Below are 25,897 nucleotides of genomic sequence, written 5' to 3' on the forward strand. Positions count from 1 at the left end.
GCGTAGGAAGTCGGCCCGGCCGACTTCCTACGCCGCGCAGTGGTCGAGGCAAGGGGCGCCGGCGCCTGCACCGCCCCGGCCGGGATACTGCGACGCGCACGAACCCTTTCGGGGGAACCGATCGCCGAACCACCCACCGCCGTACGGCATCTGCGCTTTCCTGGCGCGCATGCCCATGCGCCCTCACGACGCGACGGCGACCGCAGCCGCCGTCGCGTCCCTGCTCCTGCTCCCGCTCGCGACCCCGGCCGCCGCCCGCACGGCGGCCGAGCCGACGACGTACACGCTGCGCAACACCAACACCGGGACCTGCCTGCAGCACATCTTCGGCACCATGCAGGTACGGCTCGAACCGTGCGAGGCGGTGCCCGAACAGCAGTGGGAGCTACGGCCGGAGGGGACGTCGCTGAATGTCGCGGTGTTCGACCCGGAGAAGAACACCCGGGGATGCGTGGCCATCGGCGACAACTGGAGCATCCACTACGGGCAGTGTCGCACCACCGAGGCCGCGTGGAGGATCGCCGACGGTGCTCACTCCCGGGTCCGGTCAGCGTCGGGCCTCAACGACAACGACCTCTATCTCACGGAAACCCGGTCAGGACACCTCCGCGCCACGCCCGGCGGCACCACGCCCTCCGCCGACTGGATCGTCACCGAGGTGCGCTGACCGGTCTTCCCGGCGCCCGGCGGGTCGCCCGGGCGCGCAGGACGCCGCCGTCGATCATGGGCAGAAGGCCGGAAGGCCGACACCGCCGCCTCGCCGGTCATCACCGGCCGGTGAAACCGCCCCCTGACTCCGCCCTCGTGCTCCGCCTCACCCACGGACCGCTCCAACACCCACACCCGAAGGAAGACCCGACATGACCCTCCCCCGGACCGCACCACAGGCGCCCCCGACCGACCCCATCACCCCGAAGGCCCGCATCTACGCGATGCTGGACACCGACGGAGACGGAGTCGCCTCCCGGCACGACTACTTCGTCCGGATCGAAAAGGCCCGGCAGGCGACCGGACGCGGCCACGACGACCCGCTGGTCATCGCCGCACTCGCCACGGGCGAACGTGCCTGGGCCGCGATGGACGCCAACGGCGACGGCGTGATGACCTACCAGGAGTACATCTCCTGGGTCGACGCCGAGAAGTTCGACAACATCTGCCAGTACGCCCTGGGCGCGCTGTTCGACCTCGCCGACGCCGACCAGGACGGCGCCCTGGACCGGCCACAGTTCACCATGCTGCGCCAGGCCCTGGGCAACCGGGCCGACAACGCCGACGCGGCGTTCGACGCGCTGGACAGCGACGGTGACGGGCGCGTCGGCCGCGGGGAGTACCTGGCATCGATCCGCGCGTACGTCACGGGTGACGGCTCCCCCATGGGCGACGCCCTGTACTGACCGCCCCCTCCCGCCCGGGGCCGGACCTGGCGGCAGGTCCGGCCCCGGTTTCTCGGGCGGCGCGCCGGCCGTGGAGGAGGACGGGCAGGGTGCGGTTGGCCAACGCCTCGGTGATGCGGGCGTATTGGGAGGGGGACGTGACGTCGGGGAGTTCGCGCACGGGGACGAAGCGCGCACCGAGCAGGCCGCTCTTGTACTGGGGCGGGACGGTGAGGGGGGTGTCGTCGCGGACGGTGCCGCCGTCGAAGACGGGGTTGAGGCGTTCCAGGTGGCGGTCGGCGGGGGTGAAGTCGACCACGACGATGTGGGTGAGCCGCAGGTTGAGGCCGGTCTCGGCGTGGAGGTGTCGGGCGGCGGCGCGGTGCGGGGGCTCGTTGGTGTTCGCGGCGCCGCCGGGCAGGATCATCCCGTCCATGTAGTCGGGGTTCACCAGCAGGACGTCGCCGCACCGGTTGCGCACGAGGACGAGACAGCCGAGCCGGGTCACCGGCGGCTTGGCGAGCAGGCGGGGGTCGCGCATCGGGGGAGCTCATTTCCTCAGTACGGCAAGGAGAAGGAGGGCGAGGCCCGCCCACCACAGCAGGCGGGCGAGGAGTTCAGTCGTCATACGTCAGGCGCTCGTAGCGCAGGCCCTTGCGCAGCAGGTCGACGATCCGCAGGAGGTCGACCGGGCGGGCGGTGGCGTGGAGGAGGTACTCGCACGTCAAACGTCCGCCCGCCCAGTCGACTTCGAGGGTGGGGAGGGTGACGCCGCCGAGGGCGAGGACGGTGGTCATTCACCCACATGGCAGTCCTCCTTACCATGCCGAACCGCAAGCTTCTCGCTTACGGCGAGATTGAGCAGCGTGGCTACATCGACCGCGATACCAAGTCAACTGCCGCGCTGGCCAACAGCTACGATCGGCTTGCGATCGAGGCCCTTGGTCAGGCCGAATCGCGAGCTTTCATTCGTGCGGCGAGGAGGGACTTGGAGTGGATGTCGACCTGACTGGCGCTTCCTGGCGGAAGAGTTCGTACAGCGGCGGGGGCGGCGGGAACTGCATCGAGGTCGCTGACGGCTTCGCCGCCGTCATGCCCGTCCGCGACTCCAAGGACCCCTCCGGCCCCGCTCTCCTCTTCTCCGCCGACGCCTGGCAGTCCTTCGTCGTCGCCGTCCGCGCGGGCGAATTCGACGCCCGCTGAGCGCAGTTACCGGCCCACCTCCCGCCCGCCGTCCCGAGGTGCCGGCCGCCCGACGGGCAGGTGGACATCACGGACGAGCGGCTACCAGCAGATCAACGACGTAGATCTCTTCCACGACCTCAGCGGGGAAAGCCTCCCTCAGGAGCCTGCGTTCCTCGGGGAGAAAGGCCCGGTTCGCGGCCTGGCCGAGGACAAGGAACGCCGAGCGACTGCTGATGTTGGCGAGGTGCGTGTCGAGGGAGACCTTGCGCTGCCAGCGGATCTGTCGGCGCGTGACCCGCAATCCGCTCAGCCCCGCGAGCCGGATGGCCTCGTTGTCATCAGGACGCACCGCGGAACGCGCGGGAACTCCACAGTGGTGCGCGATGCGCTCGTGCTGGGCGCGGATCCACGGCACGTCGAAGGCGGTGGTGTTCCACCAGATGGCCAGCGCGCCACCCGAGCACAGAACGCGCAGCGCCTCGGGGACCGAACGGCTGGTGTCGGTCCACTGCCATGACTGCGCGTACGTGAGGAGGTCACGCGAGGAATCGGCAAGCGGCAGGGCGTTGCCGTCACCCCGGACGACCGGCACATCCGGGAGCACCCGACGAAACTCGGCCGCCATCGCGTCACCGGGCTCGACGGCGATCACGTCAGCACCCCGCTCACACAGGAGCCTGGTCGCGATTCCCGTGCCCGCACCGATGTCCGCGACGCGGACGCCCACCAGCGAACGGCTCATGAACTCCTCGACGGCATCGAAGAGCGCGGGCGGATACGACGGGCGGCTCGCCTCGTACTGGACGGCCGCCGAGTTGAACGAACGAGCACGTGAGCTGGCAGTCATCTCCTCATCATGGTTCACGGACCAGGTGTTGGGCACCGAGCACTCATGCCGGTGATCGTTTCCGGTCACAGCGCCGGCGATCGCTCGTGCGTGGGAAGTCGGCGGGGCCGACTTCCCACGCACGGCAACGCCGGGCACTCCTCGGGCACGTCGGGGTGGTCCATCACCGGAACCACGCGTGGTGCCGTTCCTGCCATACCCGCACCGCCGCGCCGGCGGAGGCCACCGGCAGCTCCACCACGGCCTCCTCGCCCTCCCAACGCCCGTGCTGCTGGAGCGCGATGCCGATGAGCGCCAGCTCCGCCGCGTGGTTGCGCAGGACGTACTGCTCGGGTGTCTCCTCCCCCGACTCCCCCGGCTCCTCGCGTTCCCAGGCCGCCACGGCCGCCTCGGCCACCGCCCTCGGCAGCCGGACGGTGACGGGGGCCGTCTGGGCGTCGACGCACCGCCCGATCGCGGCCAGCACCTTGGTGTCCGCGCGGTACCTGTCGTAGTCCGCTCGCTCCTCTTGCCTCTCCTGGTCGTTCACCCTGCGAGGGTACGACGCCCGGCGTGGATCCGCTGGCGCAGGAAGAGGGCTGCCCGCTCCAGCGCCTCGTCCGCCTCGTCGAGGACGCCGGCGAAGGCCTGGAACACGTGCGGCACGTCGGCGGTGACGTCCAGGACGACGTCCACGCCGGCCGCGCTCGCGCGGGCGGCCATGCGGGTGGAGTCGTCCAGCAGCACCTCGTTGGTGCCGACCTGGATCAGCATCGGGGGGAAGCCGGTGAGGTCGGCGAGGACGGCCGGGCTGAGCAGGGGTTGGTGCGGGTCGGCTCCGGCGAGGTACATGGCTCCGGTGTGTTCGAGGGCCGCGCGGGTGAAGATCGGGTCGATGCCCTCCTTGGTGTCCGTGCTCTCGCCGGTGCGGGTCGCGTCCAGGCCCGGGGAGAAGGCCAGGATCGCGGCGGGCAGCGGCAGGCCGGCGTCCCGGGCGGCGAGACAGGTGGTGACGGCGAGACCCCCGCCGGCGGAGTCGCCGGCGAACACGATGGCCGCAGGGTTCTCGCCTCGGTCGAGGAGGGCGCGGTAGGCGCTCAGGGTGTCCTCGATCGCGGCCGGGAAGGGGTGTTCGGGGGCGAGCCGGTAGTCCAGCGAGTACGCGCCGAGGCCGGTCCTGGCCACGAGGTTGCCGGTGAGCGAGAGGGCGGTCTCGGGGGAGCCGAAGACCCAGGCGCCGCCGTGGAAGTACAGGATCGTCCCGGCGTTCGGGCCGCTTTCCTGCCCTTGCTTCGGCTCGACGCGCAGGGCGGGCCGGTCGCCGAGCGTCGTCGGTGCGGTGCGGATGCTGTCGTGGGGCACGATCATCTGGGCCATCAGCGCCCTGAATCCGGACCGGATCTCCTCGACGGACAGGGGCCCGTCGGGGCTCGGCTGTCGCAGGATCCCGTCGATGTGGATGCGCTGTTCCCTGCTCATGGGCACACTCCCGCCGCAAGTAGCTTCCCGTACACTATCTGCCGTGGAATATATATTGGACGACGACGGCCCCGCACCCGAATTCGACGCCGACTCCGGTCCCAGCCTCGGCCTCCCGGACCTCTTCGCCGACCTGGTCCGGTGCGAGACGCGCCTGTACAACGCCCTCAACGACCGCCTGCGCGAGGGGCACGGGATCGTCACCTCGCAGTACGAGTTCCTGAGCTACCTGCGCGACCACCCCGGGTGCCGGGTGGCGGACCTCGCCGCCGAGTTCGCCATCGGCGTCGGGGCGACCAGCAAGGGCATCGACCGCCTGGAGAAGCAGGGTTGGGCCGCCCGCCAGCCGAACCCCTCGGACCGCCGGTCCTCGCTGCTGGCCCTGACCGACGACGGTACGCGGCTCGTCGACGCGGCGGAGCGCACCTTCACCGGCGCCCTGGCCGAACTGCTCGGCGCCGCCCTCGACGGCCCGTCGGCGTCGGCGCTCGCGCGGGCCCTCGCGACCCTGCGGTCCGCGCTCGAACACGACCAGGTCGGCACGCCCACCGGCTGACCGCCACCCGGCCGAACCTCCAGGCCCGCTACCGGGACGAGTCGATGCGACGGGTCTCCTTGGGAATTCCTGATGCGCGCCGGATCCTTGATCGGGACGCGCCGCTCCTACCCCAGGCCCCAGCGGGGGCCTTCCATGGCGACCGGGAGTGATCGATCTCGACTGATCACTTTCTGACTTCACGTCAGACAGGACAGAGTTGACCGAACTTGCGGGCCTTTGGAGCCGGTGCCCGGCTCTCACGTGCCGTCGGCCACCGGCGTTCCCGCCGTCTGCCGGACGCCGGTTGTCAGACCCTGGCGCTAGCGTGCGGTCATGACGACCTCCCCCACCCTCGCGCCGTGGTCCGAGCAGGGCCTGGACCTGCTGCACCGCCAGAACACCCCCGAGCTGACCGAGCACCTCGGCGGGGTGGAGAGCGCCGAGCAGATCCAGCGCCGACACGAGCGCTACCTCACGCTCACCGGCGGGCAGATGTTCCTGCTCCTGCTCGACGGCGAGATCGCCGGCTCGGTCGGGTACTGGACGCACGCCTGGGAGGGCCAGGACGTCTACGAGACGGGGTACGCCGTGCTGCCCGGGCTCCAGGGCCGGGGCCTGGCGGTGCGGGCGCTGATGCTGTGCGCCGAGCGGGCCGGGCGCGAGGGCGCGCTGCCCTGGCTGCACGCCTTCCCCTCCGTACACCACGGCGCCTCCAACGCGGTGTGCCGCAAGGCGGGCTTCGAACTGGTCGGCGAGGTCGCCTTCGAGTACCCGCCGGGCCACCACATCCGCTCCAACAACTGGCGCCTGGCGCTGGCCGGCTGACGGCTGACGCAGGCGGGCCGCCGAGGCCTACGCCGCCGCGAGCAGCGGTGCGAGGTCGGCGGCCCACTGCGGGTACAGCGCGACCTTCTCCTCGTGCAGGGCGAGGATCTCGGCGGCCAGGGTGGGTGTCATGTCGTCGGACAGGTCCGGGCCGATGGCGATCCTGGACAGGTACGGCGTGATCTGCGGGTCCCCGGCCAGGTGCACCGGGTCGTGCAGGTAGCGCCGCAGGGCGTCCAGGTCGGCGATGCCCACGCAGTAGGCGTGGGTGAAGCCGTCCTGCTCCCCCAGGCTCTGGCCGACCGTCCCGAACGAGACCGACTCCACCGAGGCCGTACGGCGCATCACCGCGAGCACGTGCTCGCGCTGCTCCTCGGTGGGCACCGGCCGGGCCGCGCCACCGGCGCAAGGTCGCGGCCCGGGACACCCTCCTCGACGGCGACCGGCGGGTCTGCGCCGCCCGGCTGTGCCCGTGCGCTGCTATCGGTACCGCTTGCCTGCGCCCGGGTCCGTCGGTGTCGAGCGCCGGCGGGCCGTCAGGGCGCCCCGGGCGGGGCGCTGGGGTCGGGGGCGGGGCCGTCGGCGAGTGCGGCGAGGAGTACCACCGGCAGTTCCTTGTCCTCCTGGCCGACCGCCAGGCCCAGCCACCGCCCGCCGCCGGGCAGCGGCCAGACCCGCAGGGTGATCGCCGTGCCGCTGAGCAGGCCGAGCGGGACCGGGGACGGGTGGTTCGGGTGGTCCGGGCCGTAACCGGCGACCAGGTAGGACCACAGGTCGACGTCGTACGGCGACCCCCAGCGCGCCGTCAGTGGGGCGGCGAGGGCCTCCAGGTGGGCGTCGGCCACGTCGTGGGCCCGGTCGGCGGCCCGCCCGTCCTCGTCGTCCCAGAAGTCCTCGCTGGCGTGCAGCTCCAGCACCCGGTAACCCGGCCCGCCGTACCCGTCGTCGTCGATGACCTCCCGCTCCGGGTACGGATGCTCCCGGGCGAGTAGCTCGTCGATCCGCGCGAGGTGTCCGGGCCCGTCCGTGGTCATGGGCGCGAGTTCAGGGCCCGGCGCCGACAACGCCGGGGGCGTTCGGGGGTGTCGGGTTCACGAGGCCCTCTCGACGGGGGCGGGCGGTCGGGCCATCCTCGTGCCGAGCGAACCCCGCCCCCGTGTGAAGGAGCCCTTGTGGAGCCTCAGTTCGAGCACCCCACGCACTGCCCGCGGCTCGTCCTGGACCCCGCCGGGCGGGGGCGTGACGCCGAGAGCGCCGAGCTGGTCGCGCGCGGGCCGGCCACGCCCGTGGACATCCTGGGGGTGCAGGCGTGGGCGGTGGCCGACCCGGTGCTGCTGGAGGAACTGCTCAAGGATCCGCGGGTCTCCAAGGACGGCCGGCAGCACTGGCCGCGGTTCGCGCAGGTGGTGCCGAACTGGCCGCTGGCGCTGTGGGTGACGGCGCGCAACATGTTCACCGCGCACGGCGCCGACCACCGCCGGTTGCGGCGCCTGGTGGGCGCGGCGTTCGCGGCCCGTCAGGTCGCGGCGCTGGCCGAGCGGATCGAGGAGCTGACGGCCGCGCTGCTCGACGAGCTGGCGACGGCCCCGCCCGGGACGGCGGTGGACCTGCGCGAACGCCTGGCCCACCCGCTGCCGATCCAGGTGATCGCCCAGCTGCTGGGCCTGCCGGACGCGCTGCGGGACCGCTTCCGCGACACCGTCGACCGGGTCTTCGACACCACCCTCACCCCGCAGGAGTCCGCGGCCAACGCGGCGGCGTTCTACGCGATGCTGGACCAGCTGACAGCGGCCAAGCGCGAGCGGCCCGGGCAGGACATGACCTCGCTGCTGATCGCCGTGCGCGACACCGAGGGCGACGGCAGCGCGCTGACCGAGGAGGAGCTGCGCGACACCCTGCTGCTGATCGTCTCGGCGGGCTACGAGACCACCGTCAACCTGATCGACAACGCGGTGGCGCTGCTGCTCACCCACCCCGACCAGCTCGACGTGGTGCGGGCGGGCAAGGTCGGCTGGGACGACGTGGTGGAGGAGGCGCTGCGCCGCGAGGCGCCGGTGGCGCACCTGCCGTTGCGCTACGCGGTCGAGGACATCGCGCTGCCGGGCGGGGTGGTGATCCGTCAGGGCGAGGCGATCCTGGCCTCCTACGCGGCGGCCGGGCGCCATCCGGTGCGCTACGGGGACAGCGGCGGCGACTTCGACGTCACCCGGCCGGTCAAGGACCACCTGGCGTTCGGGCACGGCCCGCACTTCTGCCTCGGCGCGCCGTTGGCCCGGCTGGAGGCACGGACGGCGCTGCGGGCGCTGTTCGAACGCTTCCCGCGCCTGGCGCTGCTGCCGGGGGTGGAGCTGGAGCCGGTGGAGTCGCTGATCTCCAACGGGCACCGCTCGCTGCCGGTACTGCTGGGCGGGGAGGCGGCGGGCGCCTGAGGCCAGCGGCCGCACGGCGTGGGACTGCACGGCGCGTACCGCGCCGCGGCCTCACGGCTGGTCGCCGGCGCGCGCTTCGGTGGCGAGGCGGCGCCGCCCGGCGGCCCTACCGGCCCTCGTGGGCCACCCGGCCGAAGTCGGCGACGAAGGCGGTGATCAGGCGGGCGAACTCGGTGCGGTCCGAATCGGGCCAGTTCGCCATCGTGCGGGCGAAGACCTCGCGGCGGAACCGGTGGGTGCGCTCCACCTGTTCGCGGCCGGCGGGGGTGAGGGCGAGCAGGGTGCGGCGGGCGTCGCGCGGGTCGCTGCCGCGTTCCAGCCAGCCCTCCTCGACGGTGCGCAGCACCAGGCGGCTGGCGCGGGGCTGGTCGACGCCGAGGGCGGCGGCGACGTCGGTGACCGCGCAGGGGCCGTCGTGGGCCTCGACGGCGTCGAGCACGCCGAACAGCGTGGGGTCGATGCCCCGGGCGCCGCCGGGTGGGGCGATGCGGCCCAGGGAGCGGCGGGTCTGGCTGCGGCGGATGGCGACCATGGCGCGCTCGACGGCGGCGACGGCGTCCTGTTGCTGTTCCCGTGGGCTCTTCTCCTGCTTCGACATGCATGCCAGGTTACAACTGTTGTAAAAAGACATGCATTGAGGGGGATCACCATCATGGCCACCGACGTCTCCACCGCCCTGCCCAACGTCCGTGAGCAGCGCCCGCTCGGCTACTGGCTGCGGCACATCGACGGCGCCATCGAGCAGTGCATGGCCCGTCTGTTCGCCGCCGACGGCCTGCGCCGGCGCGACTGGCAGGTGCTCAACACCGTGGCCTGCGGACCGCTGACCGCCGCCGAGGTCGACGAGGCCATGGCCGCCTTCCTCACCGCCGACGAGCCCACCATGCGCCCTTACCTGGACGGCCTCGCCACCCGCGGCTGGGTGCGCATCGACCCCGGCGCCGTCGCCCTGACCGACGAGGGCCGCGCCGCCCACCAGCGCATCAGCGCCCAGGCCGCCGCGCTGCGCAAGCAGCTGACGGCCTGCGTGACACCGGAGGAGTTCACCACCCTGATGACCCTCCTGCAGCGCCTCGCCGCGCACCTCGACACCCTCACCGAAGCGGCGTAGCGCCGCCCACCGCGGCGAACCGGACCCACCGCGCGGGAAGTCGGCCCCGTCGACTTCCCGCATCCGTCGCGGTCTTTCGGCGGGAATCCCGCGTTTCTCCCGCCACCGGCGGTCGGTCATGCACGGTGGGGTCCGGGGGCCCGCGCGCGGCGGGCCGGAGCGGGAGGAGCGGACCGTGGCGTTCGCGGACTACCAGAACGAGATCTACCTCGACGGGCTGCGCGGGGTCGTGCCGCGGCTGCCGATGACGTACGCGGAGCTGGAGGCGCCGGCCCTGGCCGCGCTGCCCACCGCCGTCCGCTCGTACGTCGCGGGCGGCGCCGGGGACGAGCGGACCCAGCGGGCCAATGTCGCCGCGTTCGGGCGGTGGGGCCTGGTACCGCGGATGCTGGTCGGCGCGAAGGAGCGGGACCTGTCGGTCGACCTGTTCGGCCTGCGCCTGCCCTCACCGCTGTTCATGGCCCCGGTCGGGGTGATCGGGCTGTGCGCCCAGGACGGCCACGGCGACCTGGCCACCGCGCGGGCCGCCGCCCGCACCGGCGTGCCGATGGTCGCCTCCACGCTGACGGTCGACCCGATGGAGGAGGTGGCCGCCGAATTCGGCGACACCCCCGGCTTCTTCCAGCTCTACACGCCCACCGACCGGGAGCTGGCCGAGAGCCTGGTCCGCCGCGCCGAGGCCGCCGGGTTCAAGGGCATCGTGGTCACCCTGGACACCTGGATCACCGGCTGGCGCCCGCGCGACCTGGCCACCGCCAACTTCCCCCAGCTGCGCGGGAACTGCCTGGCCAACTACACGAGCGACCCCGTTTTCCGCTCCCGCCTCGCCGCGTCCTCCGAGGATGATCCGGGAGCCGCCGTGCTGCTCTGGGCGCAGCTCTTCGGCAACCCCCTCACCTGGGAGGACCTGCCGTGGCTGCGCTCGCTCACCGACCTGCCGCTGATCCTCAAGGGCATCTGCCACCCGGACGACGCGCGCCGCGCCAAGGACGGGGGCGTGGACGGCATCTACTGCTCCAACCACGGCGGCCGGCAGGCCGACGGCGGACTGCCGGCACTGGAATGCCTGCCCGGCGTGGTCGAGGCGGCCGACGGCCTGCCGGTCCTGTTCGACTCGGGCGTGCGCACCGGCGCCGACATCGTCAAGGCGCTCGCCCTGGGCGCCACCGCCGTCGGCGTCGGCCGCCCGTACGCCTACGGGCTGGCGCTGGGCGGGGCCGACGGCGTCGTTCACGTGCTGCGCTCCGTGCTGGCCGAGGCCGACCTCCTGATGGCCGTCGACGGTTACCCGGCCCTGGCCGACCTCACGCCGCAGGCCCTGCGCCGCCTCGGCTAGCGCGCCGACGCCCGGCAGGCGGGAGGCGGGAAGTCGGCCGCGCGGGAAGTCGGACGGGCAGACTTCCCGCGCGCCGGCCGGCGCTGGTCATGGTCGCCGAGGGCAAGCCCGCCCTCGGCCTGTTCCTGCCCGAGCTGGTCGGCGAGGCCGCCGGCCTGCCACTGCCGTGGCACAGGAGCGGCGCCCGCGGGCGGTGGCGCGCCCCTGTCGGATGTCAGGGACCGCCGCCGCGCCCGCGTTCCTAGGCTGGCGAGCACTGGCCCCGACCACACGTCAGGGCCGTCCCACCAGCAAGGGAGAACCACCCATGCGCAGGATCACCCGCGCCCTGGCCGTCCTCGGGATCGCCGCCGCCGCGCTCACCACCCTGGGCACCGGCGGCGCCGGCGCCGCCGACGGCTCCTGGGCGGGCTGCCCGTACGGCGCCGTGTGCGTCTACCCGCAGAACCAGAACCCGGCCTCCGCGCCCAGCGACGTGTACTGGAGCTACGGCGCCCACAACCTGAGCAACCAGAACGGCAACCACTGGGTGCTCAACAACCAGTCCGGCGGCGCCCACGCCCACCTGTGCCGCGGCTCGGGCGGCTCCGACTGCGTGTACGACATCCCCGCCCAGAAGGGCGTCTACTACGACCTGGGCCCGATCAACTCCCTCACCCTCGACCGGCCCTGACGGTCGGGGTCCGTCCGACAGGCCGGGGTGCCCGCCGTCCTCGGGGGAACGGCGGGCACCCCCGCACGTGCGGTCACCGCGCCCAGTGCGCGGTGAACCCCGCCCCCGTGCGGGAGACGTGCGCGGCGCCGGGCCCGGCGAAGTGCGCGGGGAGCACCAACTCGCCCTGGTCGGCGGCGCGTTCCAGCACCCGCAGCCGGGTGGCCGCCGCCTGCGCCTGGTCCAGGCAGAAGCAGCTGTTGCACGAGGGGTGCGCCAGCTGGACCGGCGAGTGCAGCAGGTCCCCCACGAACACCGCGCGCCGGCCCTGCGATTCCAGGCGCAGCACCGAGGAGCCGGGGGTGTGGCCGGGGGCCTCCTCCAGGACCAGGCCCGCGCCGATGCTGCGGGTGCCCGACCATGGGTCGCCCTGCCCGGCCGCCAGGACCGGGGCGACGCTGTCCGCGAAGACCTGGTCCCACTCGGCCCACCGTGCGGGGTCCACCGTGGCGTCGGTGCGGGCGGGGTGGGCGGCGGCCGGGTCGAAGAAGGCCCGGTCGGCGGCGGGCAGGTAGTAGACCGCGTTGGGGAAGGTCGGCACCCAGTCCCCGCCCTGGCTGCGGGTGTTCCAGCCGACGTGGTCGGCGTGCAGGTGGGTGTTGACCACCGCGTCCACGTCCTGCGGTCGCACCCCCGCCTCGGCGAGCAGTTCCAGGAAGCGGCCCCGGCGCTGGTGGAACATCGGTGTGGCGGGCCGCTCGCGGCCGTCGCCGACGCCGGTGTCCACCAGGACGGTCCGGCCGCCGCCGCGCACCACCCAGGTCTGCAGGGCGCCGACGTACGAACCCGAGGCGACGTCGTAGTGCTCGGGCGCCAGGTCGCCCACTCCGCCGCCGTGCCAGGCGTGTTCGGCGAGGTCGGGCACGATCCCCGCGGCCGGCCCGAACGGGCCCTGCCACTCCAGCACCCGGACGATCTCCAGGTCCCCCAGCTCGATCCGCTCCACGGTCGCCCCTCCAGCACTCGTCTGCCCGGCTCGTTGCCTACGCGTCGAGCCTAGGAAGCCGGGATGAGCCGCTCAATGCGCCAGCGGCTTGGCGGGATACGCGATCGGCTCACTACGATGGCCGGCATGGACGTGGTCAGTGACGCGATCGCCGCCGTACGGGTGGGCCGGCCCTCCTCCAACCGGCTGCGCACGGCAGGGCGCTGGGGCGCGTGGATCCCCGCCTACGCGGGCGCGGGCTTCCATGTGGTGCTGGCCGGCTCCTGCTGGCTGCTGGCCGAGGGCGGCCAGGCGGTGCGGCTGGGGGCGGGGGACGCGGTGCTGCTGCCACACGGCACCGGACACGCCCTGTCCAGTGGTGAACTGACGCCACGCCAGGCGAGGCGACTGCCCGTACTGGACGCGCTCCTCGACCGGCCGACCGGCACCGGCCCCGGCACCGGGCCCCAGGGGGACAGCACCCAGGGGGACGGCGCCGAGCTGCTGTGCGGCAAGTACCGCCTGGACCACGGCCTGGGCCACCCGCTGATGCGCGAGCTTCCGACGGTCCTCCACCTGCCCACCCGCACCGGCGAGCACCCCGAACTACGCGCGGCCGTGGACCTGTTGGGCGCCGAGCTGGCCGCCGAGCGCCCCGGCGGACGCCTGGCCGTGCCCGCGCTGATCGACCTGCTGCTGGTCTACCTGGTACGTATCTGGACCTCCAGGCCCGGCGCGGGCGGCTGGGGCGCGGCGCTGGCCGACCCGGTGGTGGCCGCGGCGCTGGCCGCCGTGCACGGGGACCCGGCCCGCCCGTGGACCACCGCCACCCTGGCCCGGCGCGCCGGCGTCTCCCGCGCCACCCTCACCCGCCGCTTCACCGCCCTGGCCGGCCGCCCGCCGATGGCGTACCTGACCTGGTGGCGGATGACCCGGGCCGCGGCCCTGCTGCGCCGCGGCTCCGAACCTTTGGAGACGATCGCCCGCCAGGTCGGCTACGGCAGCCCGTACGCGCTCTCGCACGCCTTCGCCCGCGAGTTCGGCACCACCCCCGGCCGCTACCGCGCCACCGAGGCCGCGCGCGGGAGCGCACCGGTCAGCGTTCACGAAGATGACGGGTAGCGGAGGATTCCCCCAAGGCTGGTTTTGCTTGGAGCAGGGTTCGGCCGACGAGAACTCGGCAGCGGCAACGTCCTGATGATGGCCATCGCCGCCGTCATCGGCGGCACCAGCCTCTTCGGCTGCCGCGGCAGCACCTGGTCGGCGCTGCTGGGCATCCTGGCCATCCAGTACATCACCACCGGCGCGATGCTGCTGGCGGCCGTCGTCCTCGACTCCCTGACCCGGCACACCCGGGGCGGGCGCCGGCCGCACCTGAGCCCGCCCATGCCCCGCTGCCCCGCCGCCTGAACGAGGCGACGGGGCCGGCGCGATCGCGGAGCTGATCAGCGCGGGCCTGGGCATCGGTCTGGTGCCCGGCCTGGTCCGGCGCACCGCCACCCGCCTGCCGCTGGTGTGGGTCGACGTCGGCAGTCCCCGCTGCCGCCGCACGCTGACCCTGTTCTGGCGCGTGGGCGATCAGCTGCCCGCCGCCGCCCGCCTGCTGTGCGAGGCGATCACCGACTGGGACTGGCCGGCGGGCGCGGACGCGGACGGAACCCGCCCGTGAGCGCGGGAAGTCGGCGGGGTCGACTTCCTGCGCTCACGGGCGGGCTGCCTGGGCGGCGCGGGCACGGCAGCCGACGAGGGCGTACTTGATCCGGGGGTCGGTTCCGGGTTCGGCGGCGAGGAGTTCACCGGCGCAGACGAGAGCGGTCCAGTACCGGGCCGGGTCGCCGACGGCGGGACGGGGGTGGGCGGCGGCGAGGGAGAGGTAGGCGGCGGTGAGGTTGCCGGTGGTGAACCAGCGGGCCAGGCCGTGCTGGTGGCCGGCGCGGATGCCGCCCATGGCGTCGACGGCGGTGAGGAAGAGGTCGATGACGCCCTGGTCGGTGGGGGTGGGGGTCTTGGGGATGTCGAAGACGCCGAGGGCTTCGAGGAGTTCGCCGGTGTCGGCCTCGGCGCCGGGGCGGGGGACGGCGAGGAGGGCGTCGTAGCAGTCGTCGAGGCGGCGGGTGGTTTCGGCGTGGGGGATGTCGAGGGCGAGGCACACGGCCCGCGCGGCGGGGAGGGGCTCGCGGGTGCGGCGGGCGAGGATCGCGTAGGTGGCGGCGGGGGTGTGACCGCGGTCGAGGGCGTGGCGGGCGAGGGTGGGAAGGGGAGGCAGCATCAGGGGGCGCGCTTTCAGACAGTGGCGGGGGTGAGGGTGGGGGCGATGAGGGCCCAGACGAACTTGCCGATGCCGCCGGCCCGGGGGCAGCAACCCCAGCGCTCGGCGAGTTCGTTGACGAGGAACAGCCCGCGGCCGCGCTCGTCGGAGGGGGTGGCGGAGCGGATGGAGGGCCGCCCGGTTCCGGCGTCGTGGACCTCGATGCGGAGGCGGTCCCCGCTGACGGCGAACCGGATCTCGATCAGGCGGTCGGCGGGCGCGCCGGAGTGCTGGACGGCGTTCGCGAAGAGCTCACCGAGGAGGAGTTCCGCGGCGTCGTGATAGCGGTCGCCGGTGGGCAGGGCGGCGAGGTAGGCGCGGAGCAAGTGCCGGGCGATGGGGGTGGATTCGGTCCGCGAGTCGAGGCGGGCGGCGAACGTACGGGGGCGGCGGGAGACGAGCATGAATGTGCACCTCAGGGGGCGGAAGGGGGGCGCGCAAAGGGAGCGCCTATTTGTGCTGCGCGCACAGCACCGCTCCGATGCGTAATGACTCGACTACTCAGGGAGCCCACTGTGACCTAGCATTGGCCATGCCTTCAACCTTTCGGACCAGAAGGGAAAGTCGCCAGCGATCATGAACCGCAAGGAACTTGACCCCGACTCCTCGCCCACCGCGAAGTTCGGCGTGCTACTCCGCGAGGCCAGAGAGGCGAGAGGATGGACGCAGGACCACCTGGGAGGGCTCATCGGCTACTCCGCCGTCCACATCTCCGCCGTGGAAACTGGGAGGAAGCCTCCAACCAGTCGGTTCGCGAAGAGAATTGACGGAGCCTTCGAGAGTGACAAGTTCGAACGCGAGTGGCGCCAGTCCGGACAGCGGATTCTGTTCGAGGGTTTCGATCAGTACGCGGCCAAGGAACGGGAGTCTGTGACCATTCGGATCTTCGAACTGGACATGGTGCCTGGCATACTCCAGCACCCGGACTACAGCACTGCGTACGAGATGGCGCCGGTTCTACGTGGTGAGGCCACACGGGAAGAGGCGGACAAGCGGCTCAACGTTCTGGCCGGACGCCAACGGCTGCTCGACCGTCCTGCGACGGTCCACGCGATTCTCGACGAGTCGGTTCTGCGGCGCCGGATCGGCGGATCGGAGGTCATGGCCCGTCAGCTCCAACATCTGGAGGAGCTGGCAGCCCGGCCCCACCTCATCCTGCAAATCGCCCCGTACACGCTTGGCGAGTCGCGCCCCTTCTCTCACTCCGTCACGTTGTTGACCCTGCCAACTCGCACGATGGTTGGGTACACCGAAACGCTGGGGCGGAGCATTCTGGAACGAGACTCCGAAGTCGTGGCCAGATGGGCTGGCCAGTACGATCGCCTTCAGGTCGATGCCCTCACGCGGCCGGACAGCGTGACCATGATCCGGGAGGCACGGAAGGACTATGAACGGCATGCACGGTGACCACCCGGCTGACGCCGCGTGGCGGAAGAGTTCCTACAGCAACGGGCAAGGCGGGTGTGTCGAGGTCGATGACTCGCGCCCCGGAACAGTACGCGACTCGAAGGACCCCCAGGGGCCGGCTCTGGTCTTCCCGGCCGAGGCCTGGATGTCGTTCGTCGCCGCCGTCCGCAGCGGCGAGTTCGGCGACGTCTGAACCGGAACCGGAGGTGGCAGGCCATGGCCAGACGTGACTACGTCGACGACCCGGACGCCCCCGAGGCGAACTCGCTCGTTCCCGTCGCGTCCGTCGTCGTGGTCGACGGCGCGGGCCGCGTCCTGCTCCGGCGGTGAACGCCCGGGCCGTTGACGGCCCGGGCGCGTAACGGAGTCGGTCAGGCGGGGCGGTGCGTCAGATCTTCCCGGAGAAGGTGTCGCACTGGGCCAGGTCGCCGCTGCGGTAGCCGGTGGTGAACCAGGCCTTGCGCTGGTCGGAGGAGCCGTGCGTCCACGCCTCCGGGTTGATCTTCCCACTCGCCTGCTTCTGGATCCGGTCGTCGCCCACCGCCGCGGCCGCGTCCAGGCCCTGGGCGATGTCCTGGTCGGTGAGGGCGGCGATCAGCGGACGGCCGGTGGAGGCCTGCGGGGTGGTGGTGGCGTGGTGCGCCCACACCCCCGCGTAGCAGTCGGCCTGCAGCTCCAGGCGCACCGAGGCGCTGGTGGCGCCCTGGCGGTCGTTGCCGACCTTCTGCATCTGGCCGGTGAGGGTCTGGATGTGGTGGCCGTACTCGTGGGCGACGACGTAGGACTCGGCGAACGGGCCGCCCTTGGCGCCGAAGCGGGTGGACAGCTCGTCGAAGAAGCCGAGGTCGAAGTAGGCCTTCTGGTCGCCGGGGCAGTAGAACGGGCCCACCGCCGAGGTCGCCGGCCCGCAGGCGGTGGAGACCCGGTCGGTGAACAGCACGGTCTGGGCGGGCTTGTACGCCATCTTGGTGCGGCGCGGCAGTTCGGCGCTCCAGAACTCCTGCAGGCTGTTGGTGACCGCCGTGATCCGGCAGTCCTGGCGCTTGTTGGCGTCCGCGCCGCTCTTGCAGGCCTGCTGCACCTCGCCGTCGGTGCGGGCGCCGGAGGAGGAGGTGGTGCCACCGCCGGAGGACAGGCCCAGCAGCTTGGGGTCCACGCCGAGCAGGACCGCGACCAGCACCGCGATCAGGCCCACGGCCCCGCCGCCGATGGCGACCTTCCCGCCCGGGATGCCGCGCCGGTCGTCCACCTGGGAGGTGTCGAGGTCGCCCTGGTCGTCGAACTGCATGCCCCTGCCTGCCCGCCTCTGTCGCTTTGCTGACGTTCTGTGCCGCCCCTGCGGCCCGCCCAGCCTACGGGCAGCGGCCCCTGACACGCCGCAGCCGAAACGTCACACCGAGGCGTCACACCGAGGCGCCGACCACCCGCAGCAGCTCCAGCCGCGAGGCGCTCTCGCTGCCGGCGGCGGCGGTGTGCACCAGCAGCAGCTGGTCCTGCCCGCCCGCGGCCAGCACCTCGCACTCCAGCTCCAGCTCCCCCACCACCGGATGCAGCACCCGCTTGCCCCCGCTGCGCCGCACCGCGACCTCGTGACGCTCCCAGTACGCGGCGAACTCCTCCACGGTGGCGAGGAGTTCGACGAGCAGCTCGGCCGCGCGCCGGTCCCCCGGGCGGGCCGCGTGCACCGCGCGCAGGGACGCCACGTGGGCGCGGGCCAGCGCCTCGTGGTCCTCGGGCGGGAACAGGGCGCGGCTCGCCGGGTCGGTGAACCAGCGCAGCAGCAGGTTGCGCCGATCGGGCGCCGGCGCGGCGAGGTCCCCGAACACGGCGGCGGCCATCGCGTTCTGCGCCAGCACGTCCCCGAGGTCGGAGACCACCTGCGCGGGCACATCGTGCAACCGGTCCAGGACCAGCAGCAGCCCCGGGCGCACATGCGTCAGCACGCTGTGACGGCGCGGCGGCTCGTGCCCGGCCAGGTGGAACAGGTGGTCGCGCTCGTCCTCGCTCAGCCGCAGCGCCCGGGCCAGCGCGGCCAACAGCTGCGGCGAGGGCTGCGGCCCGCGCCGCTGCTCCAGGCGCGCGTAGTAGTCCACGGACAGCCCCGCCAGCTGCGCCACCTCCTCCCGGCGCAGCCCGGGGGTGCGGCGCCGGGCCCCGGGGGCGAGGGCGACGTCGGCGGGGGTCAGGCGGGCGCGGGAGCGGCTGAGGAAGTCGGCGAGGGCGTCTCGGTCGATCATGCGTCCCAGCATGGCGCGGCCGGGGCGGTGGAGGCCAGGGATGACCGGTCCCCGGGTCGTACGGGGCCGTCCCGGACCGAGCTGACGGATGGTCTAGACATCCCACCGGGCTGAGGAGTCAAGCCCAGCAGCCGGTCGTCAGGCCTGGTGTGTAGGTTGCACGCATGGTCATGTACGGAGAGCCGGGAGCGGTCACGTGGGTGGAGTCCCTGGGAGGGCCGCTCATCGTGGTTCCCGAGGTCGTGTTGGAGACGTGGTCGGGATCGGCCGGGAACGGCGATGCCGTTGACGACTACGACAGGGCCTGCGCCGTCGAGGGCCACATCGGCTTGGTCCGGGTCGGCTCAGCCGAGGGTTTGGTCCTGGGAGACGAGCCCGCCTCGACGGCGTACCTGCCAGCGCGGGGCGTGTTCGTGCGTTGGTCGGCGGCGGAGTCCGAGGAGGCCATGCTCGGCAGAGTGGACGCGGCGATGCGTGCCGCGTCATGGGAACCGGAGCTGACCTGGCAGGTGCCGGGACCGGTCGTTCTGTTCGATTCGGCCTGGGCGGGTGAAGAGTGTCGCCAGCAAGATCACGTACGGGTCGACCTGGATGCCGGGGCCTATGCCGTTCGTGCGGCCTACGTCGAACCCGATCCGCAAACCTGGCTCACGCTGGTCGAGTTGCGCCGCCTCCTTGAATGATGTGTCCACTGAGGCGCCGGGGGCTCCGGTCTGGACAAAGGCCTCAAGGGCCGTAGGGTCGCTGGAGTCGCACCCGATGCCCACCAGGCCGCCACGCTTGCTCGGCTCCGCTGACTACGCACTAGGGTCGTCCCCCGTGTCTGATTCATCGTCGTATCTCACGACTACGGCCGACGCCTACGATTCCGTGGCCGTCCGCTACGCCGCACTCGTCCGGGACGGGCTCGCTGGCCTGCCGCTGGACCGCTCCTTCGTCACCGCGTTCGCCGACCTCGTGGCCGCCGCCAGCCCCGGCCCGGTGGCGGACCTCGGCTGCGGGCCCGGCTACCTGAGCGCGTTCCTGCGCGAGTCGGGGCTGGACGTCTTCGGCGTCGACCTGTCCCCGGCGCTGATCGACATCGCCCGCCGGACGTACCCGCACCTGCGCTTCGAGGTCGGCTCGATGGACGCGCTGGAGGCGGCCGACGGCGAGCTGGGCGGCGTGGTGTCCTGGTACTCGCTGATCCACACCCCGCCAGCCGAACTGCCCGCCTACCTCGCCGAGTTCCGCCGGGTGCTGGCACCGGGCGGGCACGCGCTGCTGGGCTTCTTCGAGTCCGAGGGCGCCCCGGTCACGCCCTTCGACCACAAGGTGGCGACCGCCTACCGCTGGCCGATCAACGCCCTCGCCGAGCTCGCGAACGGGGCCGGCTTCGCCGAGGTCGGCCGCATGCTGCGCGAACCCGGCGACGGCGAGCGCTACCGGCGCGGGCACCTGATACTGCGCGCCCGGTAGCTGGCCGGTCCGGCCGCGGCCGCGGGCCCGTCGGCCCCCCGGCCGGCGGGCCCGTGCGTGTCCGGGGTGCGGGGCGCCGGGCCGCCAACCGGGCGAGGCGGTGGGCGCGGCGGCATGGTGGCGGGGCCCGCGGGGTGCCGCGGCCGGACACTGGTGGGCCCGGCTACTGGCAGGAGTGAGCATGGACGAGCGCAGCCGCCCGAGTGCCGAGGGGGCCGCGGCCGCCGGTGCGGGGCGGGGGGCCGGTGATCGGCCCGGGGTGCTGGGCATCGCGCTCGCGGCCGTGCTGGCGTTCGCGCTCGCGTCGGGCTCGTGGCAGTGGTTCTCCACGTATTTGGGCGTGACGCTGCTCGCGGTGATCTTCTCCCTCGCCGGGGTGCCGGTTCGCACGCCCGGTGCGGGGTCCGCTTACGTGCGGAACCTGACGGCCTACTCGCTGGTCGTGGGCCTGTGCGCGGCCATCGCCGTGGCCCCCGCGATGCAGCGCTGGGCCTGGCTGTTCCCGATGCCGGAAACCCGCAGCGCGTGCGCCCACCTGGGCGACTACGCGGCGCTCCGCGCGCAGGCCGCGTTGGGGGACCTCGCGGGCCGTGGCGGCGCCGCGCTGGTGTACGCGCAAAATGAGCAGAGTCGGCAGGCCGTCGACGGCTGTCTGTCGTCCACGACGACGCTGTGGCTGCCGGTGTACGGGTTCGGGGCGGCGCTGCTGACCGCGTTCGGTGTCTGGCTGGTGGGCCGGGCCCGCGCGGGGCGCGGGGCGGCCGCGAACCGGTGACCCGGGGCGCGTCCGGGGGGCGGCCCGGCCGCGGGCCGGTGGCGGTAACCAGGGATCGGCGATCCCTGGTTCGACGGGTCTCTGCCGCCCCCGCCCCGGCGCGGGCAGGCTGGTGGGCGTCGACGAGGGCAACACCCACAAGGGGGACGGGAATCATGACGCGGATTCTGGTGACGGGCGCGACCGGTTCGGTGGGGCGGCGCCTGGTGCCGCGCCTGGTGCGGTGGGCCGGGGCCGAGGGCGCTTCGGTGCGGGTGCTGGTGCGCGACGCGAAGCGGGCGCGGGGCCTGGGCGAGGTGGAGACGGTGGTCGGGGACCTGTGCGAACAGGCGGACCGGGCACGGGCGTTGGACGGCGTCGAGGTGGTTCTCAACGTGGCGGCGGCGCTGCGCGGGGTGGCGGACGAGCAGGCCTGGGCGGTCAACCGGGACGCGGCGGTGGCGTTGGGCCGTGAGGCGGCGAAGGCCGGGGTGGCCAGGTTCGTGCACACCAGCACCAACCTGGTGTACGGGCGGGGCCTGGGCCGCCCGGCGGTGGAGCGGGACCGGCTCGCGCCGCACGAGGCGTGGGGCGCGTACGCGCAGTCCAAGGCGCAGGCCGAGGCGGGTCTGCGCGAGATCGGGGAAGAACTGCCGCTGGTCATCGCCCGGTTGGCGTTCGTGTACGGCGAGGGCGACCCGCATCTGGCGCAGTCGCTGCACTGGGCCGGGAACTGGCCCGCGCACCAGCGTCTGGCGGTGGTGCACCACGCGGACGTGGCGCAGGCGCTGTGGCGGGCGGTGGTGACCCCGGGTATCGAGGGCCGCACCTACAACGTGTCGGACGACGCCCCGCTGACCGCCTGGGACCTGCACGCGCTCAACGGCCTTCGCCACCCGGGCGGTTCGCAGCAGGTGGAGTTCGACCCGTGGGAGGGCCAGGTGTCCACCGCGGCCGCGCGCCGGGACCTGGGCTGGCGCCCGCTGTACCCGTCGGCGTGGGCGGCGGCGGAGGCCGGCGCCCTGTAGGCGCCCGGCCCGGCCCCGCCGCCCGGGAGGACGGCGGGGCCGGGCGGTGGGGCTCACCCGAGCGAGGGCGCGGGCGCGTAGCCGGCCGGGCGGGTGGTGAAGGTGCCGCGGCCCTGGGTGCGTCCGCGCAGGCGGCCCGCGTAGCCGAACAGTTCGGCCAGCGGCACCAGCGCGCTCACCTGCGCCGCGCCGTCGCGGCCCAGGGCGGTGCCCTGGACCTGGCCGCGGCGGGCGGCCAGGTCCCCCAGCACCGCGCCGAGGGCGTCCTCGGGCACGGTGACGCTCACCTCGGCGAGCGGCTCCAGCAGCTGCAGCCGCGCCGAGCGCAGCGCCTCGCGCAGGCCCAGGCGGGCGGCGGTGCGGAAGGCGAGCTCCGAGGAGTCCTTCGGGTGGTTGACTGCTCCCCCGGCTGAAGCCGGGGGATTCCGGCTTCCGTCGGGAGGATTCCTGACTCAGGCTGCCCTTCGGGACAGCGTCCCGGCGGGTCTTCTACCATCAACGTCAGCCGGGTTCAGACCTGCCCGGACGAGTATCACGTGGGCGGAGTTCTTGTCCCGTGGGGACGTGGCTCCGCACGCGGTACAGGTGTAGGTGCGCTCTCCCAGCGGCAGTGCGTGCTTGGCTCTCGCTCCGCAGTGCCCGCAGTCCATCGTGGTGTGCGCGGGGTGGACCAAATGCACGGCCCTGCCGTGCTTGCGGCCCATCTCGATCAGGGCCGTCTTCGTTGCGCCGATGGCGGCGTCAGCGGCCTTCTTGGCCATGGTGGACTTGGCGAGGAACTTCGGCCGGAAGTCCTCAATGGCGAGTGTGTCATGGTCGCGGACAACGTTCTTCGCCCACTTGCGGGCGGTGTCCTGACGTTGCCGGGACACCTTCTTGTGGAGCTTCGCGGCCTGCCGCTTCGCCTTCCGGTAGCCCTTCGACCCGGGCTGCCCCATCTTCGGCTTCCGACGTGACATCCGCCGCTGATACTTCGCCAGCTTCTCAGCGGCCTTCTTCCCGTGACCGGGGTGCGGAAGATCGTGCAGGTCGCTGGTGGTGGTCGCGGTCTCCTTCACGCCCCAGTCGATACCTATCGCCCGACCCGTGGCCGGCAGCGGCTCGATGGTCGCGGGAGCGACGAAGCTCGCATACCAGTGGCCGATGCTGTCGCGGTACACCCGCACCGCCGTCGGATCGGCCGGCATCCCGCGCGACCACACCACCGTCAGCACGATTCCGCCCGCGAGGTGCAGGCGCGCCCGTCCTTGATCCGGAAGCCTCGCCGCGTGTAGTTCAGCGAGGGTGGGGATTCGCGATGCCGCCCCGGCCTGAAAGCCGGGGGCATCCTCCAGCCTCTCTGGTGAGGCGGCCCGTGGAGGCCGCGCTCGCCTTGAACGCCAAGGCGGTGAGCGACTGCTGCGGGTCGGCGCCGCGCTGCCCGCCCTGGCCGGCGACCGCCCAAGTGGGCGCGTGATCGGCATCGCCGACTGACCATCAGATTTGGTCCGATGAAGGGCTTGTACGAGCGCGCAGCGAGTCCGGGTTCAGACGGTGGCGGCACTGTTCCGGTGCCGGCCGCGCAGCGGGCACCGGAAGGGCGGGGACACCAGGATCACCTCGTAGCGCGACGCAGGAGAGGGGGCGGCGGCGCTGTGCTTCGGCATGGCCGCCCTCCCCCTCTCGCCTTGCTGTCGTCGTCACGGTCGTCCGCGCGTCGGGCGCGGCTGCGTGGCGAGTGCAGGGAAGGCGGGTCCGGGGCCGCGAAGGGTTTTTCGGCGCGGCTTTTTACGGCGTGTGGAAGCGCAGGACCGGCTGCGACCAGCCGTCGTCGCGCAGCCCGGCGTCGAGGGCGGTGCCGATGGCGCGTTCCTCGTAGCGGAAGTGGGACTCGATGATGGCGGCCAGTCCGTCGAGTTCGCGTCCGATCGCCTCCAGGTCGGCGCCGGGTGTTTCGGCGGCCTGTTCGGCGAGTTCGCGCACCCGGGCGAGGATGTGGGCGATGAAGCCGTGGTCCTCGACGAGTTTGGCCACGGTCGGTGCGAGGTCGGGCCGTTCGCGTACCAGGGCGGTGAACAGGCCGTCGTCCTCGCCCTGGTGATGGTTGGTCAGGGCGGCGCAGAAGGCCAGGCAGTGGGTGAGGAGGGTGTCGTCGGCGTGTGTGCGGCGGCCGAGTGCGGCGCGGACGTCGGTGAGGCGGCGGCGCAGTTCCCGGTGGGCTTGGGAGAGTTGGAGACCGAGGGCGGCGGTTCGGCCGTCGAGGGGGGAGGCCACGGGTGGGCGGTCCCTTCGGTTGCGCACCTCCATGCCTGGCGCGGTCCGCCACCGGCACGCGATGCTGCCCGCCATCCGATCACGGCACCCGCCGGCGCGGCAAGCCCGGCCGCCCTGCCGTGGCGGCCGCCTCGGCCCGGCGCGGGGGGCGTGCGGGGCGTGGGCGCCCGAGCAGGATCCCGGCCGCCACCAGCGCCAGCCCCGCCCCCTGGCGCGCCCCGAAGGCGTCCCCGTCCAGCGCGGCGCCCAGCAGCACCCCGGCCAGCGGGTTGAGCAGTCCGAGCAGGCCGACGGTCGCGGCCGGCAGGTGGCGCAGTCCCGCGAACCAGCAGGCGAAGGCGAGGGCGGTGGCCACCAGGGTGACGTAGCCGAAGGCGAGCAGGGTGGGGCCGTCCAGCGGTGGCGGCGCTCCCTCGACGGCGGCGGCCAGCGGCAGCAGCATCAGGCCGCCGGCGGTCAGCTGCCAGGAGGTGGCGGCCAGCGGGTCGGCGCCCTCGCGCCAGCGGGCGGAGAGCACGTAGCCGACGGAGGAGACCAGCATCGCGCCCGCCGAGGCCGCCAGGCCCGTCCAGCTGATGGCGCCGAGCGGTCCGAGCAGGGTGAGCGTCACTCCCGCGAGGCCCGCCACCGCCCCGGCCAGGTGGGCGCGGTGCGGGCGTTGGCCGGCGAGCGCCCAGGCGGTGAGCAGCATGGCGAGCGGGGAGGCGGCCATGACGGTGGCGGCGGCGCTGGTGGGCAGGAGTTGGGAGGCGAGGTAGAGCAGGACGAAGAAGGCGGCGGTGTTGAGCAGTCCGAGCAGGGCGCTGCGCCTCCACCAGGGGCCGTGGGGGCGGCGGCGGGCGAGGGCGAGCAGCAGCAGGCCGGCGGGCAGGGCGCGCAGGGTGGCGCCCCACAGGGGGTGGTCGGCGGGCAGGTAGGCGTGGGTGACGTAGTAGTTGGCGCCCCAGGCGAGCGGGGCGAGGGCGGTCGGCAGTACCCACCGCACATTGGCTTCCATGGAAGACAATATATCTTCCCGGGAAGCTACTGGGGTAGGGTGGGCCCATGAAGCACTCCGAGGACGAGGACCACGCCGACCGCGTCACGCCGGTCCAGGACGAGGACCGCGCCGACCGCGTGGCGCTGATCCAGGCCGAGTGGCGGCGCGAGCGCCCCGACCTCGACGTCTCCCCGCAGGCCGTGATCGGACGCCTGCACCGCCTCGCCGCCCGCCTGAGCGCCGAGCTCACCCTCGTCTACCAGCGCTACGGCCTGGGCGAGGGCGAGTTCGACGTGCTCGCCGCGCTGCGCCGCGCCGGCGCCCCCTACGAGCGCGCGCCCGGCGAGCTCGCCGCCCACACCATGGTCACCACCGGCGCGATGACCAAGCGGATCGACCGTCTGGAGCGCGCCGCACTGGTCACCCGCCGCACCGCCGAGGACGACCGGCGCGCCCGCGTGGTCGCCCTCACCGACGCGGGACTGCGCCTGATCGACGAGGCGTTCACCGCCCACATGCGCAACGAGCACCGCCTGCTCGCCCACCTCGACCCCGAGGAGGCCGCCGCCCTGCAGGCGCTGCTCACCGCCTGGCAGCACCGCCTGGACGGCGCCGGGCCCGGGCGCCCTGCCCCGTGACGCCCGCCCGCTGCGGTGGAGCGGGGGCCCACCGCGGCGGGCGGGGTGGAGCGGCCCGATGTCGACGTGCGCTTGCCCGCGATCCTCGACTACCGG

At 73.4% G+C, this 25,897-nt stretch carries 34 protein-coding genes and 4 pseudogenes; 21 read left to right on the forward strand and 17 right to left on the reverse strand.

Features of this window, described 5'->3' with window-relative positions; genetic code table 11:
• Positions 1–169: 169 nt before the first annotated feature.
• Complete coding sequence (locus ACFVWU_RS29130; RefSeq protein ID WP_387626466.1) at positions 170–667, forward strand: hypothetical protein; 498 nt, start codon at positions 170–172, stop codon at positions 665–667.
• Positions 668–860: 193 nt separating this feature from the next.
• Complete coding sequence (locus tag ACFVWU_RS29135; protein ID WP_387626468.1) at positions 861–1,394, forward strand: EF-hand domain-containing protein; 534 nt, start codon at positions 861–863, stop codon at positions 1,392–1,394.
• Here ACFVWU_RS29135 and ACFVWU_RS29140 read toward each other — a convergent pair.
• On the reverse strand, positions 1,354–1,914 hold the full coding sequence (locus tag ACFVWU_RS29140) for an NUDIX domain-containing protein (protein WP_387626470.1): 561 nt from the start codon (positions 1,912–1,914) through the stop codon (positions 1,354–1,356). The two genes, ACFVWU_RS29135 and ACFVWU_RS29140, sit on opposite strands and share 41 nt — an antisense overlap.
• Before the next feature lie 76 nt (positions 1,915–1,990).
• Complete coding sequence (locus ACFVWU_RS29145) at positions 1,991–2,170, reverse strand: hypothetical protein (RefSeq protein WP_387626472.1); 180 nt, start codon at positions 2,168–2,170, stop codon at positions 1,991–1,993.
• Between the two features lie 26 nt (positions 2,171–2,196).
• Here ACFVWU_RS29145 and ACFVWU_RS29150 point away from each other — a divergent pair, with 26 nt between their 5' ends.
• Both ACFVWU_RS29150 and ACFVWU_RS29155 read left to right on the forward strand, forming a co-directional pair.
• Positions 2,197–2,382, forward strand: coding sequence for a hypothetical protein (locus ACFVWU_RS29150; RefSeq protein ID WP_387626474.1), 186 nt, complete (start codon positions 2,197–2,199; stop codon positions 2,380–2,382).
• Positions 2,367–2,576: a DUF397 domain-containing protein gene (locus tag ACFVWU_RS29155; protein WP_387626476.1), complete on the forward strand. Its 210-nt coding sequence runs from the start codon at positions 2,367–2,369 to the stop codon at positions 2,574–2,576. Before ACFVWU_RS29150 ends, ACFVWU_RS29155 begins: the two co-directional genes overlap by 16 nt.
• A 67-nt stretch (positions 2,577–2,643) precedes the next feature.
• On the opposite strand, the gene ACFVWU_RS29160 is transcribed toward ACFVWU_RS29155, so the two are convergent.
• From ACFVWU_RS29160 to ACFVWU_RS29170, 3 genes are all read right to left on the reverse strand, one after another.
• Complete coding sequence (locus ACFVWU_RS29160) at positions 2,644–3,405, reverse strand: class I SAM-dependent methyltransferase (RefSeq protein WP_387626563.1); 762 nt, start codon at positions 3,403–3,405, stop codon at positions 2,644–2,646.
• A 163-nt stretch (positions 3,406–3,568) separates the two neighbouring features.
• The gene (locus tag ACFVWU_RS29165) at positions 3,569–3,934 is read right to left on the reverse strand and encodes a hypothetical protein (protein ID WP_387626478.1); all 366 of its coding nucleotides are present in this window, start codon (positions 3,932–3,934) and stop codon (positions 3,569–3,571) included.
• Positions 3,931–4,863 (reverse strand): alpha/beta hydrolase, encoded by a 933-nt coding sequence (locus ACFVWU_RS29170; RefSeq protein ID WP_387626480.1) that lies wholly within the window; start codon positions 4,861–4,863, stop codon positions 3,931–3,933. Before ACFVWU_RS29170 ends, ACFVWU_RS29165 begins: the two co-directional genes overlap by 4 nt.
• A 133-nt stretch (positions 4,864–4,996) precedes the next feature.
• Between ACFVWU_RS29170 and ACFVWU_RS29175 the strand changes: the two genes are divergently transcribed.
• Together ACFVWU_RS29175 and ACFVWU_RS29180 are read left to right on the forward strand one after the other, a co-directional pair.
• Positions 4,997–5,419, forward strand: coding sequence for a MarR family winged helix-turn-helix transcriptional regulator (locus ACFVWU_RS29175; protein ID WP_387626565.1), 423 nt, complete (start codon positions 4,997–4,999; stop codon positions 5,417–5,419).
• A gap of 315 nt (positions 5,420–5,734) precedes the next feature.
• Positions 5,735–6,226 carry a GNAT family N-acetyltransferase gene (locus ACFVWU_RS29180; RefSeq protein WP_387626482.1) on the forward strand — a complete coding sequence of 164 codons (492 nt, stop codon included), beginning with the start codon at positions 5,735–5,737 and terminating at the stop codon, positions 6,224–6,226.
• A 27-nt stretch (positions 6,227–6,253) separates the two neighbouring features.
• Here ACFVWU_RS29180 and ACFVWU_RS29185 read toward each other — a convergent pair whose 3' ends face one another.
• Both ACFVWU_RS29185 and ACFVWU_RS29190 read right to left on the reverse strand, forming a co-directional pair.
• Positions 6,254–6,610, reverse strand: coding sequence for a Dabb family protein (locus tag ACFVWU_RS29185; RefSeq protein WP_387626484.1), 357 nt, complete (start codon positions 6,608–6,610; stop codon positions 6,254–6,256).
• 152 nt (positions 6,611–6,762) lie between these two features.
• The gene (locus ACFVWU_RS29190; RefSeq protein WP_387626486.1) at positions 6,763–7,260 is read right to left on the reverse strand and encodes a hypothetical protein; all 498 of its coding nucleotides are present in this window, start codon (positions 7,258–7,260) and stop codon (positions 6,763–6,765) included.
• 138 nt (positions 7,261–7,398) lie between these two features.
• Between ACFVWU_RS29190 and ACFVWU_RS29195 the strand changes: the two genes are divergently transcribed.
• Positions 7,399–8,655 (forward strand): cytochrome P450, encoded by a 1,257-nt coding sequence (locus tag ACFVWU_RS29195; protein ID WP_387626488.1) that lies wholly within the window; start codon positions 7,399–7,401, stop codon positions 8,653–8,655.
• Between the two features lie 106 nt (positions 8,656–8,761).
• Here ACFVWU_RS29195 and ACFVWU_RS29200 read toward each other — a convergent pair whose 3' ends face one another.
• Entirely contained in the window at positions 8,762–9,253 is a 492-nt protein-coding gene (locus ACFVWU_RS29200; protein ID WP_387626490.1) for a MarR family winged helix-turn-helix transcriptional regulator, read from the reverse strand.
• Between the two features lie 54 nt (positions 9,254–9,307).
• Between ACFVWU_RS29200 and ACFVWU_RS29205 the strand changes: the two genes are divergently transcribed.
• The 3 genes from ACFVWU_RS29205 (at position 9,308) to ACFVWU_RS29215 (ending at position 11,775) form a co-directional block, all read left to right on the forward strand.
• Positions 9,308–9,766: a MarR family winged helix-turn-helix transcriptional regulator gene (locus ACFVWU_RS29205; RefSeq protein WP_387626492.1), complete on the forward strand. Its 459-nt coding sequence runs from the start codon at positions 9,308–9,310 to the stop codon at positions 9,764–9,766.
• A gap of 175 nt (positions 9,767–9,941) precedes the next feature.
• On the forward strand, positions 9,942–11,102 hold the full coding sequence (locus ACFVWU_RS29210) for an alpha-hydroxy-acid oxidizing protein (RefSeq protein ID WP_387626494.1): 1,161 nt from the start codon (positions 9,942–9,944) through the stop codon (positions 11,100–11,102).
• A gap of 307 nt (positions 11,103–11,409) precedes the next feature.
• Positions 11,410–11,775: a hypothetical protein gene (locus ACFVWU_RS29215; protein ID WP_387626496.1), complete on the forward strand. Its 366-nt coding sequence runs from the start codon at positions 11,410–11,412 to the stop codon at positions 11,773–11,775.
• A 73-nt stretch (positions 11,776–11,848) separates the two neighbouring features.
• Here ACFVWU_RS29215 and ACFVWU_RS29220 read toward each other — a convergent pair whose 3' ends face one another.
• Positions 11,849–12,760, reverse strand: a complete 912-nt coding sequence (locus ACFVWU_RS29220) for an MBL fold metallo-hydrolase (RefSeq protein WP_387626498.1) — start codon at positions 12,758–12,760, stop codon at positions 11,849–11,851.
• A 126-nt stretch (positions 12,761–12,886) separates the two neighbouring features.
• Between ACFVWU_RS29220 and ACFVWU_RS29225 the strand changes: the two genes are divergently transcribed.
• From ACFVWU_RS29225 to ACFVWU_RS29235, 3 genes and pseudogenes are all read left to right on the forward strand, one after another.
• Entirely contained in the window at positions 12,887–13,861 is a 975-nt protein-coding gene (locus ACFVWU_RS29225; RefSeq protein ID WP_387626500.1) for an AraC family transcriptional regulator, read from the forward strand.
• Between the two features lie 36 nt (positions 13,862–13,897).
• A pseudogene (locus ACFVWU_RS29230) lies at positions 13,898–14,149 on the forward strand (hypothetical protein); the annotation flags it as partial.
• A 22-nt stretch (positions 14,150–14,171) separates the two neighbouring features.
• A complete protein-coding gene (locus ACFVWU_RS29235) occupies positions 14,172–14,408 on the forward strand; it encodes a LysR substrate-binding domain-containing protein (protein WP_387626567.1) in 237 nt (78 codons plus the stop codon).
• Positions 14,409–14,441: 33 nt separating this feature from the next.
• Here the strand turns inward: ACFVWU_RS29235 and ACFVWU_RS29240 are convergent, their stop codons facing one another.
• Both ACFVWU_RS29240 and ACFVWU_RS29245 read right to left on the reverse strand, forming a co-directional pair.
• Positions 14,442–15,008 carry a hypothetical protein gene (locus tag ACFVWU_RS29240; RefSeq protein ID WP_387626502.1) on the reverse strand — a complete coding sequence of 189 codons (567 nt, stop codon included), beginning with the start codon at positions 15,006–15,008 and terminating at the stop codon, positions 14,442–14,444.
• A gap of 14 nt (positions 15,009–15,022) precedes the next feature.
• Positions 15,023–15,451 (reverse strand): ATP-binding protein, encoded by a 429-nt coding sequence (locus ACFVWU_RS29245; protein ID WP_387626504.1) that lies wholly within the window; start codon positions 15,449–15,451, stop codon positions 15,023–15,025.
• Between the two features lie 172 nt (positions 15,452–15,623).
• Between ACFVWU_RS29245 and ACFVWU_RS29250 the strand changes: the two genes are divergently transcribed.
• The 3 genes and pseudogenes from ACFVWU_RS29250 to ACFVWU_RS29260 form a co-directional block, all read left to right on the forward strand.
• Complete coding sequence (locus tag ACFVWU_RS29250) at positions 15,624–16,454, forward strand: Scr1 family TA system antitoxin-like transcriptional regulator (protein WP_387626506.1); 831 nt, start codon at positions 15,624–15,626, stop codon at positions 16,452–16,454.
• On the forward strand, positions 16,444–16,647 hold the full coding sequence (locus ACFVWU_RS29255) for a DUF397 domain-containing protein (protein ID WP_387626508.1): 204 nt from the start codon (positions 16,444–16,446) through the stop codon (positions 16,645–16,647). The genes ACFVWU_RS29250 and ACFVWU_RS29255 overlap by 11 nt, the downstream gene beginning before the upstream one ends.
• A 23-nt stretch (positions 16,648–16,670) precedes the next feature.
• Positions 16,671–16,781, forward strand: a pseudogene (locus ACFVWU_RS29260) (NUDIX hydrolase); the annotation flags it as partial.
• Positions 16,782–16,842: 61 nt separating this feature from the next.
• On the opposite strand, the gene ACFVWU_RS29265 reads toward ACFVWU_RS29260, so the two are convergent.
• Together ACFVWU_RS29265 and ACFVWU_RS29270 are read right to left on the reverse strand one after the other, a co-directional pair.
• Positions 16,843–17,742, reverse strand: a complete 900-nt coding sequence (locus ACFVWU_RS29265) for a neutral zinc metallopeptidase (protein ID WP_387626510.1) — start codon at positions 17,740–17,742, stop codon at positions 16,843–16,845.
• A gap of 115 nt (positions 17,743–17,857) precedes the next feature.
• Complete coding sequence (locus tag ACFVWU_RS29270; protein WP_387626569.1) at positions 17,858–18,688, reverse strand: helix-turn-helix transcriptional regulator; 831 nt, start codon at positions 18,686–18,688, stop codon at positions 17,858–17,860.
• Between the two features lie 167 nt (positions 18,689–18,855).
• Here ACFVWU_RS29270 and ACFVWU_RS29275 point away from each other — a divergent pair, with 167 nt between their 5' ends.
• The 4 genes from ACFVWU_RS29275 to ACFVWU_RS29290 all read left to right on the forward strand — a co-directional run bounded on the left by ACFVWU_RS29275 (position 18,856) and on the right by ACFVWU_RS29290 (position 21,931).
• Entirely contained in the window at positions 18,856–19,374 is a 519-nt protein-coding gene (locus tag ACFVWU_RS29275; protein ID WP_387626512.1) for an Imm21 family immunity protein, read from the forward strand.
• Between the two features lie 76 nt (positions 19,375–19,450).
• A complete protein-coding gene (locus ACFVWU_RS29280; protein WP_387626514.1) occupies positions 19,451–20,149 on the forward strand; it encodes a class I SAM-dependent methyltransferase in 699 nt (232 codons plus the stop codon).
• Between the two features lie 181 nt (positions 20,150–20,330).
• Entirely contained in the window at positions 20,331–20,924 is a 594-nt protein-coding gene (locus ACFVWU_RS29285) for a hypothetical protein (RefSeq protein WP_387626516.1), read from the forward strand.
• A 155-nt stretch (positions 20,925–21,079) separates the two neighbouring features.
• A complete protein-coding gene (locus tag ACFVWU_RS29290; RefSeq protein ID WP_387626518.1) occupies positions 21,080–21,931 on the forward strand; it encodes an NAD-dependent epimerase/dehydratase family protein in 852 nt (283 codons plus the stop codon).
• Positions 21,932–21,984: 53 nt separating this feature from the next.
• Here ACFVWU_RS29290 and fusA read toward each other — a convergent pair.
• The 4 genes and pseudogenes from fusA to ACFVWU_RS29310 form a co-directional block, all read right to left on the reverse strand.
• A pseudogene (fusA, locus tag ACFVWU_RS29295) lies at positions 21,985–22,323 on the reverse strand (elongation factor G); the annotation flags it as partial.
• 60 nt (positions 22,324–22,383) lie between these two features.
• Positions 22,384–23,231 (reverse strand): annotated as a pseudogene (locus tag ACFVWU_RS29300) (RNA-guided endonuclease InsQ/TnpB family protein); the annotation flags it as partial.
• A gap of 467 nt (positions 23,232–23,698) precedes the next feature.
• A complete protein-coding gene (locus ACFVWU_RS29305) occupies positions 23,699–24,184 on the reverse strand; it encodes a hemerythrin domain-containing protein (RefSeq protein ID WP_387626520.1) in 486 nt (161 codons plus the stop codon).
• A 79-nt stretch (positions 24,185–24,263) separates the two neighbouring features.
• Positions 24,264–25,181: a DMT family transporter gene (locus ACFVWU_RS29310; RefSeq protein WP_387626522.1), complete on the reverse strand. Its 918-nt coding sequence runs from the start codon at positions 25,179–25,181 to the stop codon at positions 24,264–24,266.
• A gap of 47 nt (positions 25,182–25,228) precedes the next feature.
• On the opposite strand from ACFVWU_RS29310, the gene ACFVWU_RS29315 reads away from it, so the two are divergent.
• Positions 25,229–25,801 carry a MarR family winged helix-turn-helix transcriptional regulator gene (locus ACFVWU_RS29315; RefSeq protein WP_387626524.1) on the forward strand — a complete coding sequence of 191 codons (573 nt, stop codon included), beginning with the start codon at positions 25,229–25,231 and terminating at the stop codon, positions 25,799–25,801.
• Positions 25,802–25,897: the final 96 nt, after the last annotated feature.

This window comes from Kitasatospora sp. NPDC058190 (assembly GCF_042883685.1).
GTDB lineage: Bacteria > Actinomycetota > Actinomycetes > Streptomycetales > Streptomycetaceae > Kitasatospora.